Annotated in this window: 13 protein-coding genes and 1 pseudogene; 11 read left to right on the forward strand and 3 right to left on the reverse strand. The window is 66.2% G+C overall.

Annotated features, from left to right (window positions below):
• Positions 1 to 17: 17 nt before the first annotated feature.
• Genes HPC46_RS28565 through HPC46_RS28600 form a run of 9 tightly spaced genes read left to right on the forward strand, consistent with a single transcriptional unit; the run spans position 18 to position 6923 of the window.
• Entirely contained in the window at positions 18 to 1814 is a 1797-nt protein-coding gene (locus HPC46_RS28565; RefSeq protein WP_179475515.1) for a nickel-dependent hydrogenase large subunit, read from the forward strand.
• A 3-nt stretch (positions 1815 to 1817) separates the two neighbouring features.
• On the forward strand, positions 1818 to 2687 hold the full coding sequence (locus HPC46_RS28570; protein ID WP_179475516.1) for a NifU family protein: 870 nt from the start codon (positions 1818 to 1820) through the stop codon (positions 2685 to 2687).
• A complete protein-coding gene (locus HPC46_RS28575; RefSeq protein ID WP_179475517.1) occupies positions 2684 to 3313 on the forward strand; it encodes a DUF5947 family protein in 630 nt (209 codons plus the stop codon). Before HPC46_RS28570 ends, HPC46_RS28575 begins: the two co-directional genes overlap by 4 nt.
• Positions 3310 to 3984 carry a DUF6084 family protein gene (locus HPC46_RS28580; RefSeq protein WP_179475518.1) on the forward strand — a complete coding sequence of 225 codons (675 nt, stop codon included), beginning with the start codon at positions 3310 to 3312 and terminating at the stop codon, positions 3982 to 3984. Before HPC46_RS28575 ends, HPC46_RS28580 begins: the two co-directional genes overlap by 4 nt.
• Positions 3981 to 5336 carry a hypothetical protein gene (locus HPC46_RS28585; protein WP_179475519.1) on the forward strand — a complete coding sequence of 452 codons (1356 nt, stop codon included), beginning with the start codon at positions 3981 to 3983 and terminating at the stop codon, positions 5334 to 5336. The genes HPC46_RS28580 and HPC46_RS28585 overlap by 4 nt, the downstream gene beginning before the upstream one ends.
• Positions 5324 to 5443, forward strand: a complete 120-nt coding sequence (locus tag HPC46_RS35995) for a DUF6893 family small protein (RefSeq protein WP_005141687.1) — start codon at positions 5324 to 5326, stop codon at positions 5441 to 5443. The genes HPC46_RS28585 and HPC46_RS35995 overlap by 13 nt, the downstream gene beginning before the upstream one ends.
• Before the next feature lie 7 nt (positions 5444 to 5450).
• A complete protein-coding gene (locus HPC46_RS28590; RefSeq protein WP_179475520.1) occupies positions 5451 to 5942 on the forward strand; it encodes a hydrogenase maturation protease in 492 nt (163 codons plus the stop codon).
• Positions 5943 to 5946: 4 nt separating this feature from the next.
• Positions 5947 to 6195, forward strand: a complete 249-nt coding sequence (locus tag HPC46_RS28595) for a HypC/HybG/HupF family hydrogenase formation chaperone (protein WP_179475521.1) — start codon at positions 5947 to 5949, stop codon at positions 6193 to 6195.
• On the forward strand, positions 6192 to 6923 hold the full coding sequence (locus HPC46_RS28600) for a DUF6390 family protein (RefSeq protein WP_179475522.1): 732 nt from the start codon (positions 6192 to 6194) through the stop codon (positions 6921 to 6923). Before HPC46_RS28595 ends, HPC46_RS28600 begins: the two co-directional genes overlap by 4 nt.
• On the opposite strand, the gene HPC46_RS28605 is transcribed toward HPC46_RS28600, so the two are convergent.
• Positions 6920 to 7303: a DNA-binding transcriptional response regulator gene (locus tag HPC46_RS28605; protein ID WP_179475523.1), complete on the reverse strand. Its 384-nt coding sequence runs from the start codon at positions 7301 to 7303 to the stop codon at positions 6920 to 6922. The genes HPC46_RS28600 and HPC46_RS28605 overlap by 4 nt on opposite strands.
• Positions 7304 to 7470: 167 nt before the next feature.
• On the opposite strand from HPC46_RS28605, the gene HPC46_RS28610 reads away from it, so the two are divergent.
• On the forward strand, positions 7471 to 8544 hold the full coding sequence (locus HPC46_RS28610) for a class 1 fructose-bisphosphatase (RefSeq protein WP_179475524.1): 1074 nt from the start codon (positions 7471 to 7473) through the stop codon (positions 8542 to 8544).
• Positions 8545 to 8555: 11 nt separating this feature from the next.
• Entirely contained in the window at positions 8556 to 9440 is an 885-nt protein-coding gene (locus HPC46_RS28615; protein ID WP_179475525.1) for a phosphoribulokinase, read from the forward strand.
• A gap of 1 nt (position 9441) precedes the next feature.
• Here the strand turns inward: HPC46_RS28615 and nuoN are convergent, their stop codons facing one another.
• Together nuoN and HPC46_RS28625 are read right to left on the reverse strand one after the other, a co-directional pair.
• Entirely contained in the window at positions 9442 to 10968 is a 1527-nt protein-coding gene (gene nuoN, locus HPC46_RS28620; RefSeq protein ID WP_179475526.1) for an NADH-quinone oxidoreductase subunit NuoN, read from the reverse strand.
• Positions 10965 to 11263: pseudogene (locus tag HPC46_RS28625) on the reverse strand (NADH-quinone oxidoreductase subunit M); the annotation flags it as partial. The pseudogene HPC46_RS28625 and the gene nuoN, both read right to left, overlap by 4 nt.

An 11263-nucleotide genomic window follows, 5' to 3' on the forward strand; every position in this document is an offset into this window, starting at 1 on the left:
TCGAAGGTAGTTGTTCGATGACAACGATCATTCCCGAACCGTCACAGATCAAGAACGAACCCGGCTCCCTTGTCGAGATGGCGTGGGACCCCATCACCCGGATCGTCGGCAGCCTCGGTATCTACACCAAGATCGACTTCGAGAACCGCGAGGTCGTCGAGTGCCATAGCACCTCGTCGATCTTCCGCGGCTACTCGCTGTTCATGAAAGGCAAGGATCCGCGCGACGCCCACTTCATCACCAGCCGGATCTGCGGCATCTGCGGCGACAATCACGCCACCTGCTCCTGCTATTGCCAGAACATGGCCTACGGGGTCAAGCCACCCCACCTCGGCGAATGGCTGATCAACCTCGGCGAGGCCGCGGAATACATGTTCGACCACAACATCTTTCAGGAGAATCTGGTAGGAGTCGACTACTGCGAGAAGATGGTCTCCGAGACCAATCCGAGCGTGCTCGCCAAGGCCGAGAACACCGCCGCCCCGCACGCCGACATGCACGGCCACCGCACCATCGCCGACATCATGCGGGCACTGAACCCCTTCACCGGCGAGTTCTACCGGGAGGCTCTGCAGGTCAGCCGCTACACCCGGGAGATGTTCTGCCTCATGGAGGGCAGGCATGTACATCCGTCGACGCTGTATCCCGGCGGGATCGGCACGACCGCCACCATCCAGCTGATGACCGACTACATGACGCGGCTGATGCGCTACGTCGAGTTCATGAAGAAGGTCGTGCCGATGCACGACGACCTGTTCGACTTCTTCTACGAGGCGCTGCCCGGTTACGAGAAGGTTGGCCTGCGCCGGACGCTGTTGGGCTGCTGGGGCTCGTTCCAAGATCCCGAGGTGTGCAACTTCGCCTACCGGGATATGGAGGACTGGGGCCGGGCGATGTTCGTCACCCCCGGGGTGGTGGTGGACGGCAAGCTCGTCACGACGTCACTGGTCGACATCAACCTCGGCATCCGAATCCTGTTGGGCCACTCGTACTATGACGACTGGAGCGACCAGGAGATGTTTGTCAGGACCGACCCGCTGGGCAACCCGGTGGATCGTCGGCACCCGTGGAACCAGCACACGAACCCGCGCCCACAGAAGCGCGACTTCGACGAGAACTACAGCTGGGTGATGTCACCCCGCTGGTTCGACGGCACCGATCATCTGGCCCTCGATACCGGTGGCGGTCCGTTGGCCCGGCTGTGGGCCACCGCGCTGGCCGGACTGGTCGATGTCGGCTACGTCAAGGCCACCGGCACCAGCGTGCAGATCAACCTTCCCAAGACGGCGCTGAAGGGTCCCGTCGAGTTCGAGTGGAAGATTCCGGTGCACGGCAGCAACACCATCGAGCGGAACCGGGCGCGCACCTACTTCCAGGCGTACGCCGCGGCGTGCGCCCTCCATTTCGCGGAGATGGCTCTCGCCGAGATCCGGGCCGGCCGGACGAAGACCTGGGAGAAGTTCGACGTCCCCAACGAAGGCATCGGATGTGGGTTCACCGAGGCGGTCCGCGGTGTGCTGAGCCACCATATGGTGATTCGGGACGGCAAGATCGCCAACTACCACCCCTATCCCCCGACGCCGTGGAACGCCAATCCGCGCGACAGCTATGGCACACCCGGGCCGTACGAGGACGCGGTGCAGGGCCAGCCGATCTTCGAGGAGAACGATCGGGAGAACTTCAAGGGCATCGACATCATGCGCACGGTGCGCAGTTTCGACCCCTGTCTCCCCTGTGGTGTGCACATGTACCTGGGTGAGGGGAAATCACTGGACAAACTGCACACGCCGACGCAGTCACTGACCGGGGAGTGAGGGGTGGACCACGACGCGCACTGGCGATCGGCGGGTGAGCGGATCCAGAACCTGCTGGACGCCAGCGCGGTCGGCGGTCCGGTCGCCGCAGCCCGTGCCGAACAGCTGGTGCGGGAAGTGGTCGACCTGTATGGGGCTGCGCTGACCCGGGCCGTCGGGCTTCTCGACGGCGCGGCGACCGACCGGCTTGCCGCCGACGATCTGATCGCCAGCCTGCTGCTGGTCCACGGCCTGCACCCGCACGACGTGGTGCGGCGGGTGTCGCACGCCCTGGACACCGTCCGTCCCTACCTGGGTTCGCACGGTGGCGATGTTCGGCTGGTGGATATCGCCGACGGCGTTGTCCGACTGGCATTTTCGGGAAGCTGTAAGAGCTGCCCATCGTCAACGGTCACCCTCGAACTCGCGGTGCAGGACGCGGTTCGAGCCGCCGCGCCCGAGATCGTCGCCATCGAGGTCGTCCCCGCCGATCAGGCAGCCGCTACGGTCATCCCGGTCGACGCACTGATGTCGCGGATCCAAGAATCAGCCCATCCTTCGGTGACCTGGTACCCAGTGCCCGAGCTCGCCGAGCTGGCGCCGGGCGAGGTGGCGTGCTTCGCCGTCGACGGCACTGTCGTGCTGGCCTGCCGGGCCGGTGCGGATGTCTTGGCCTACCTCGATCACTGCCCGGGCTGTGCGGGGTCGCTTGCCGGAGCCGCCTTGTCCGGCGACGTCTTGCGCTGCCCACGCTGTCATGCGCGCTATGACGTGGTCCACGCCGGCATCGGAATCGCGGGTACCGCCGAACATCTCGATCCCGTACCGGTGCTGATCCGCGATGGTGTGCTGTCACTCGCGATCACCAGCGAACCGATCGGAGCCCCGGCATGACGATGTCACCGACAGAGGTCCTGGCCAGGATCCGGACCGCGCGGCCACCGTCGGAATCGGCCGACGAACGGTGCGAAATGTGCGCCGACCCGATTGCCGATCAGCATCAGCATGTCGTGAACGTCACTGCGCGCCAGCTGATGTGTGTGTGCCGGGGGTGCTATCTGCTGTTCACCGATGCCGAGGCCACACTTCGCTACCGCGCGGTCCCCGACCGCTACCTGTCTTTCCCGGAGTTCGCGCTGGGCCGCACGGAGTGGGAGGCCCTGCAGATTCCCGTCGGCTTCGCATTCTTCTTCCGCAACTCCGGGCTGGGCCGCACCGTAGCCTTCTATCCGGGGCCTGCCGGGGCATGCGAATCCGAGCTGGACATGGCGGCCTGGGCCGCGGTGAGCGACGATCCGCGGGTGGCGCTGCTGGCCGACGATGTCGAAGCACTACTGGTGCGGGCACCCGATTCCGGACACCCTCCGGACTGCTTCCTCGTGCCCATCGACGCCTGCTACGAATTCGTCGGTGGACTCCGCCTGCTCTGGCGTGGATTCGACGGCGGAACACAGGCCAGAGAGTTCATCGACGGCTTTTTCGCCCGGGTCGCCGAGCGCAGCGTGGTGCAACTGCCGTGACGGCCGACGTGACGTTCCAGGTGCTCGACGTGACGCCCGAACGTTACGCGGTGACTCCGATCCTGGCTGCCGAGATCGGCATCACCGCGTCCGGTGACACCCCGATCCAGGCTATCGCGCTTCGGTGCCAGGTCCGTATCGAGCCGCTGCGCAGGTCGTATACCGACGAAGAGGCGGGCGGCCTCCTCGACTTGTTCGGCCCTCGCGAGCGCTGGGCCACCACCCAGCGCAGCTTCCTGTGGCTGCACACGGCGGCGATGGTGCCGGGCTTCGTCGGCAGCACCAAGGCGACACTGCCACTGGCGTGCACCTACGATGTCGAGGTCACCGGGGCCAAGTACTTCCACGCCCTGCGCGACGGCATGATTCCGCTGCAATTCCTGTTCAGCGGAACGATTTTCGATGCCAGCCAGCGATCGCTGAGCGTGCGGCAGGTCTCCTGGGAATGTGAGGACTCCTTCGACATGCCGGTCGCGGTGTGGCATGCCCTCGTGGCACAGCACTATCCTGACGCCGGCTGGGTTCGCCTGTCGAAAGACACCATCGCCGGGTTGTGCTCGTACAAGTCGGCGCGCGGCCTGCTCAGCGTCGACGAGGCCGTCGGCGCGCTGCTGACGGGATCCGGGCAGCCCACGTTGTGCACCAACGGATCCGGTTCGGAGAAGCCGTGAGCACCGGCTGGGACCGGGCCCGCGCCGTCGCCGACGCGGTGCTCTACGAGGGGTATCTGCTCTACCCCTACCGGGCATCGTCGCGAAAGAACCAGTGCCGCTGGCAGTTCGGCGTTCTCGGGCCGCCCGGCGCCGCGGAAGCCGGAATCGGCGAAGAACGATCGCTCGACAGCCAGTTCCTGATCGCGGACGGCGGCAGGCTCACGCTGGTCGTGCGGTTCCTCCAACTGCAGCACCGCCAGGCCGAGCGTTTCGAGGACGGAAGCTGGGTTCCCGTCGACGAACTCGTAACACCCGGCGGGCACTGGCTGAGCTGGGATGAGGCCGTCGAGTGCGAGATCGACGTCGGCACATTGGAACTCGACGACGGGAATCGATCCTGGACGTTGCCGTTGACGGTGCCCGGTGGCACCGCTGTCACGGATGTCGACGGGGGCCGGCTGGTGCGAACCCGACGCGATCTGTCTGCTGTGGTCACCGTCGACGTGGTGGGCGACGACGGTCTGTACCGCGTGAGTCTCTCGGTCAGCAACACCACTGCGCCGGCAGCCGGTCCCGCCGAGGCGATCGCGGGCTCGATGATCGGCACCCATGTCATCGCTGAATGCGCTGGCGGGCAGTTCGTCTCGCTGCTCGAGCCGCCGCCGAGCGCACGCGCGGCCGTGGCACGATGCCGGCACAACAGATGCTTTCCCGTGCTCGCCGGCGCACCGGGCGAGGACGATCTGCTGTTGATCTCGCCGATCATCCTCTACGACCATCCGCAGGTGGCCGAGCAGAGCGAGGGCGCCCTCTACGACTCGACCGAGATCGACGAGATCCTGACCCTGCGAGTGATGACCATGACCGACGAGGAGAAGGCGCAAGCACGGGCCACTGACCCACTGGCGGCCGCGATCATCGATCGCTGTGATGCGATGTCGCCCGAAGCGATGCAACGGCTGCACGGCGTGCTGCGCGACCCGCACGCCGGGACGACCCCCGCCGGGTTGGTCCCCGAAGTGCCCGACGGCGTCGACTGGTGGGATCCGTTGGCGGACCAGCAGGTCCGTCCCGAGGTCGACGCTGTCCTGATCTGTGGTGTGCCGGTGGCCCGCGGCAGCCGAGTCCGGCTCCGGCCCAGCCGCCGCGCCGACGCCCAGGACATCTTCGTCGCGGGAAGGACCGCCCGCGTCACCTCCGTTCACGAAGACGTCGACGGCAACACCCATGTCGGGGTGGTGGTCGACGACGACCCGGCCGCCGACCTGCACGAGTGGTACGGACGCTACCTCTACTTCGCTCCCGACGAGGTCGAGCCGCTCGACCTGCAACCGTCCGACCCGGAAAGGAGTTCGACATGGCAGTCATAGGATGGATCGCCACATGCGTGGTCGCGGCCGCGGTGGTGGCCGGCGCGGTGATCGGGGTTCGTTCGATCCCCGACGTCCAGCGCTACCTTCGGATCCGGCACATGTAGCGATTCGATGCCGTCACGCATTCTGGTCGCCGGAATCGGGAACATCTTCCTCGGCGACGATGGGTTCGGGTCAGAAGTGGTCCGCCTGCTCTGCGCAACCGATGGTGCCGGGCCGGATGTCCGGGTCACCGACTACGGCATCGGTGGCATGCACTTGGCGTACGACCTGCTCGACACCTGGTCGGCGCTGATACTCGTCGATGCCCTACCCGACCGCGGCTCACCGGGATCCCTCCACGTGTTCGCCGCCGATCACGAATCCTTCGGTTCGACAGCCGCGCTGGATGCTCACGGCATGGATCCCGGCACGGTCTTTGCCAGCCTGAGAGCCCTGGGCGGAACGGCGCCCCCCACCATCGTCGTCGGATGTGAGGTCGCTGACACTGCCGACGGGATCGGGTTGAGCGAGCCGGTCCGCGCGGCGGTTCCCGCGGCGTTGGACGCTGTCCGCGCAGCGATTGTGCTGGCGCGCGAACGATCTACCGCGCAGGAGGTGTGAGCCCATGTGTCTTGGCATACCCGGTCGGGTGGTCAGCCCGGTGGAGGGCTACGGGGGGCAGCTGATCCTGGCTGATGTCGCCGGGGAGTTGCGCCGTGTCAACATCGGCATGCTGCCCGAGGAGACATTCGCCCCTGGAGACTGGGTCATCATTCACATGGGCTTCGTGGTCGAGAAGACCGACGCGCAGGGCGCCGAGGCGGCGCTGACCGGGCTGCGACTCATGGGCAGCGGGCTCGACGAGGGACCATGACGGCGCGACTGCCGGTCGACGCACAGGGATGGGAGTTGTTCGCCCGCTTCGCATTCCCACCCAACGAGCTCGGCTATTGCGGTCCGCCGGACGCGTCTGTGCTGCTGTCCGGCCACGGACGTGCCGACATCGCCGGACATGCCCAGGGTTTCGACGGCGCCTGGGCGTACCTCGAGGAGATCGCGGCGGCGGCCGGTATCGGCGATCCGCTCGACACCGAGGTGGTGCGTAGCTACTGGGTGGGCGGACCGCTGCTCGACACCGTGGATCCCGCTGCTTTCACGGCGAGGCTGCGCACCCTGTTCGCCAACCAGCCCACCGGCGTGCTCGACAGCGTCGGCAGCAACGGCCAGGCTCACCACAGCTTTCACGTGTTGGTCGTCTATCCCTGGATACGGTTTCTCGCCGGCGATCCGACCACGCCGCTGCGGATTCTGCAGGCTTGCCGGATCCGCTGGGGCACGGTCGACTCCGTCGATGACGACCATGTCGGCGTGCTCTCCCGGCCGCTGCGCTTCGACGGAGACCGGCTGTACCTCGGCGCCGAGGTATTCGAGACGGTGCGCTGGCGCCGCGGGGGCGTGACGTTGGCGCCGCGGCCGGCGACAGGCGATAGGGTTGCCGCCCATTGGGATTGGATATGCGGTCAGCTGAGTGAGGAGGAGGTCACCGCACTGGCCGCGGCTACGACGGCGACGGTCGAACTGGTGAACTCGGTACGCCGCTAGCGCCGCAGCGCACCGATCACCGCGGCGGTCAGCGCCGCGGGTTCCAGCGGATGCGGCACGGCGGCGTCGGCGCGCGACCAGCGCGCCAGCCAGTCGTCCGTAGGTCGCCCGGTCAGCACGATCAGCGGCGGACAACCGGCGATTTCGTCCTTGAGTTGTTTGGCGATCCCCATCCCACCCGCGGGAGTGGCTTCTCCGTCGAGAATCGCCACGTCGACCTCACCAGAGTCCATGCGCTGCATCACCATCGCGGGCGTGGCGATCTCGAGGAAGTCGAACTCGGGAAGGTCCGCGGCGGGGCGGCGCCCCAGGACCGTGACCACACGGCGCCGGGTCGCATGGTTGTCGCTGTACACCAGCACGGTAAAGGGTGTGGTCATAGCGTGATCGTAAGCCCGCAATCGCCTTCGATGGCTGGGCAATACGCCATCCCCCCGCCGGGCCACCCGCACGGGGGATGGGAGTCCGCTCCCCCACCGGGACCATCGAACCGACCACAAGTCGTGGGTTATGTCATGCGCGCGGATCGCGAGGAGGAGTGCAGGTCATGCTCACCAACCAGACCACGCTGGTGCGGTTCCTGATCGAGGAGCGCCGCCATCACCCCGACGCCAGTGGGGAGCTCAACGCGTTGATCCTCGATGTCGCGCTGGCCTGCAAAGCGATCTCGAACCGGGTTGCGCAAGGCGAACTCGGGGGCGTGCTGGGCTCCGCTGACGTGGTCAACGTCCAAGGTGAAGTGCAGCAGAAACTGGACGTCCTGGCCAACGAGTACTTCGTGCGCGCCTGCGAATGGGGCGGACAGGTGGCCGGAATGGTCTCCGAGGAGCTGGATGACCCGTATTCATTGCCCGTCCAGTACCCGCGGGGCAAGTACCTGCTGATCTTCGACCCGCTCGACGGCTCTTCCAATATCGACGTGAATGTCTCGGTCGGCAGCATCTTTTCGATCCTGCGTGCACCCAACCCGGGCGTGGACGCCACGTTGGAGGACTTCCTGCAACCGGGCACCGAGCAGGTGTGCGCCGGTTACGCGATCTACGGCCCGTCCACCATGCTGGTTCTGACGGTCGGGACGGGGGTGCACGCGTTCACCCTCGACCCGGCTCTGGGTGAGTTCTTCCTGAGCCGGCAGTCCATCCGGATCCCCGGGCACACGAAGGAATTCGCCATCAATGCCTCCAACCGCCGATTCTGGGAGCCGGCGGTGCAGCGCTATATCGAGGAGTGCCAGGCCGGCCAGACAGGGCCCCGCGCCAAAGACTTCAACATGCGCTGGGTGGCCTCGTTGGTGGCCGAGACTCATCGCATCCTCACCCGTGGCGGAGTGTTCCTCTATCCGCGGGATTCGAAAGATCCGTCCAAGCCGGGCCGGCTTCGCCTGCTCTACGAGGCCAACCCGATCGCCTTCCTCGTCGAACAGGCGGGTGGCCTGTCGAGCACCGGCCGCGGTCGCCTGCTCGAGGTTCAGCCGACGAGCTTGCATCAGCGAGTGCCGTTGATCTTCGGCGCCGCCGAGGAGGTCCGGCGGATCGAGGACTACCACACTGACAGCAACGATCGCCCAGATGGCTTGCCGCTATATGGCGTTCGCGGCCTCTTCCGGTCTTCGGCGAGCTGAAAGGAGCTCCGATGTCTCGTCTGCATCCGATCATCTCGGTGACTGGCTCGTCGGGGGCGGGCACGACGTCCGTCATGCGCACGTTCGATCAGATCTTCCGCAGGGAGGGCATCAACGTGGCCTATGTGGAGGGCGATAGCTTCCACAGGTTCGACAGGGCCGAGATGAAGCTCCAGATCGCTGACGCTCACGCCCGCGGCGATCACACGTTCAGCCATTTCGGGCCCGAGTCCAATCTGTTCACCGAGCTGCAGGACTTGTTCTGCTCCTACGGTGAAACCGGGACGGGCAAGGTGCGCAAGTACTTACACGACGCTACCGAGGCCGCCCCCTACGATCAGGAGCCGGGCACCTTCACCCCGTGGGAGACGCTGCCCGACGGCACCGACATGTTGTTCTATGAGGGTCTGCACGGCGCGATCGTCACCGAGGACGTCGACGTCACCCGCTACGCGGATCTCAAGATCGGCGTGGTCCCGGTGATCAACCTGGAGTGGATTCAGAAGCTGCACCGCGACAAGGTGTCCCGCGGGTACACCTCCGAAGCGGTGACCGACACCATCCTGCGCCGGATGCCCGACTACGTGAACTTCATCTGCTCCCAGTTCTCCCACACCGACGTGAACTTCCAGCGTGTTCCGATGGTCGATACGTCCAATCCGTTCATCGCCCGGTCGATCCCGACCGCCGACGAATCGATGGTGATCATCCGCTTCCGCGACCCGCACGGCATCGACTTCCCGTATCTGCTCTCGATGCTGCACGATTCGTTCATGTCCCGGGCCAACACCATCGTCTGCCCGGGCGGGAAGATGGATCTGGCGATGCAGTTGATTTTCACGCCGATGGTCCTGAGACTGTTCGAACGCCGCAAGGCCGAACTGACAGTGGGCTGACTCAGCCCAAGAATGCCCCGGCGGCATTCACGAGGTCCAGCAGCGGCTGGGGCAGGCATCCGAATGCCACCGTCACCACGGCCGCCGTCGCGATGGCAGTCCCGGTCAGCCAATCCGACGCGTGCACCCGCGCCGGCTGTGCGGGTGTGTCCCCGGCGTACATCAACACCACCACCCGCGCGTAGACGAAAGCTGTGACAGCACTGGCGATCACGCCGACCAGGACGAGCAGCAGCTGCCCGCCGTGTGCTGCCGCAGCGAAGACCGCGAACTTGCCGATGAATCCGCTGGTGAGCGGGATGCCGGCGAAGGCGAGCAAGAACAACGAGAACACCATCGCGGTCAGCGGATGCCGCCGCCCCAGCCCGGACCAGTTGACGATCGTGGTCTCCTCACCACCGGAGTGGTTGCGCACCAGGCCGATCACGGCGAATGCGCCCACCGTGGTCAACGCATAGGTTGCCAAGTAGAACAGGGTCGCCGGCAGACCGGTGCCGTTCGCGGCGACGACACCGGTGAGGATGAAGCCGGCCTGTGCCACGGCCGAGTATCCGAGCAGCCGCTTGAGGTCTTCCTGGCCGACGGCCAGTACCGCGCCGGCCACCATGGTCATCATCGCGACGAGCGACAGGACCGGTCTCCAGTCGTGGTTGAGGCCGGTCAGCGCGACGTGGAAGATGCGCAGCATGGCGCCGAACGCGGCGACCTTGGTGGCTGCGGCCATGAAGGCGGTGATGGGGGTTGGCGCGCCTTGATAGACGTCGGGGATCCAGGAGTGGAACGGCACCGCACCGACTTTGAACAGCACGCCGACGGCGACCAGCGACGCGCCGGCGAGAGCGAGTGTGTCGTCGGTGCCGGCGTCGATGGCCCGCGCGATGCCGGTCAGGCTCATGGTGCCGGCATAGCCGTAGAGCAGGGCGATGCCGTAGAGGAAGAAGGCCGAGGAGAATGCGCCGAGGAGGAAGTATTTCAGCGCGGCTTCCTGGGACAGCAGCCGCCTGCGGCGGGCCAGGCCGCACATGAGGTACAGCGGTAGTGAGAACACTTCCAGCGCAATGAACATCGTCAGGAAGTCACCCGCGGCCACGAAGATCAGCATGCCGGCGACTGAGAACATGGTCAGCGGGAACACCTCGGTCTGCACGTTGTCGACCTGAAGTGCGGTCTTCTCCGCGACGCTGCCCGGCACCGTCGACGCCTGCGGCGTGAACGACAGTGAGCCACCGCGGGGATCGCGTTGCGCGACCAATGCTGTCGATATCAGGCCGACCATGAGCACGACGCCCTGAAGGAACGTCGCCGGGCCATCGGAGATGACGGCGCCGGCGACCGCGGATCCGGCGGTGCCCGCCAACGCGATGACGGCGAGCAGTGCCGCCGTCAGCCCGATCAGGCTCAGGCAGAGCTGTAGCTGGGAGCGGCGTCGGCGGGGCGCGAAGGCTTCGAGCAGCACCCCGGTGACCGCGGTACCGAGGACGATCAACATTGGTGAGAGCTGGCCATATTCGATGCTGGGCGCGTTCATGGACGGGTTCCCTCCGCGACGTGGGGTGCCGGGTCGGCTTCGTGGACGGCGGTCATTGTGTGGCCAACAGCCGGGTTGATCACGTCGAGGGCGATCTTCGGATAGATCCCGAGGCCGATCAGCAGCGCGATCAACGGTGCCACCACGAGCATCTCGCGTGTGCCGAGGTCCCGGACCTTCTCGTTGCCGTCGGTGACGGCCCCGGTCATCATCCGCTGATATAGCCACAGCACGTAGACCGCGGAGAGCACCAGCGCCGCCGATGCGATGACGGCGAAAGCCGGGTAGCGGGTGA

The organism is Mycolicibacterium vinylchloridicum, assembly GCF_013404075.1.
GTDB classification, from domain to species: Bacteria; Actinomycetota; Actinomycetes; order Mycobacteriales; family Mycobacteriaceae; genus Mycobacterium; species Mycobacterium vinylchloridicum.

Bases quoted from the DNA above. Each gene is read 5' to 3' on its own strand.
- HPC46_RS28565 (WP_179475515.1), top strand. From the start codon at position 18: ATGACAACGATCATTCCCGAACCGTCACAGATCAAGAACGAACCCGGC.
- HPC46_RS28575 (WP_179475517.1), top strand. From the start codon at position 2,684: ATGACGATGTCACCGACAGAGGTCCTGGCCAGGATCCGGACCGCGCGG.
- HPC46_RS35995 (WP_005141687.1), top strand. From the start codon at position 5,324: ATGGCAGTCATAGGATGGATCGCCACATGCGTGGTCGCGGCCGCGGTG.
- HPC46_RS28590 (WP_179475520.1), top strand. From the start codon at position 5,451: ATGCCGTCACGCATTCTGGTCGCCGGAATCGGGAACATCTTCCTCGGC.
- HPC46_RS28595 (WP_179475521.1), top strand. From the start codon at position 5,947: ATGTGTCTTGGCATACCCGGTCGGGTGGTCAGCCCGGTGGAGGGCTAC.
- HPC46_RS28600 (WP_179475522.1), top strand. From the start codon at position 6,192: ATGACGGCGCGACTGCCGGTCGACGCACAGGGATGGGAGTTGTTCGCC.
- HPC46_RS28605 (WP_179475523.1), bottom strand. From the start codon at position 7,303: ATGACCACACCCTTTACCGTGCTGGTGTACAGCGACAACCATGCGACC.
- HPC46_RS28610 (WP_179475524.1), top strand. From the start codon at position 7,471: ATGCTCACCAACCAGACCACGCTGGTGCGGTTCCTGATCGAGGAGCGC.
- HPC46_RS28615 (WP_179475525.1), top strand. From the start codon at position 8,556: ATGTCTCGTCTGCATCCGATCATCTCGGTGACTGGCTCGTCGGGGGCG.
- nuoN (WP_179475526.1), bottom strand. From the start codon at position 10,968: ATGAACGCGCCCAGCATCGAATATGGCCAGCTCTCACCAATGTTGATC.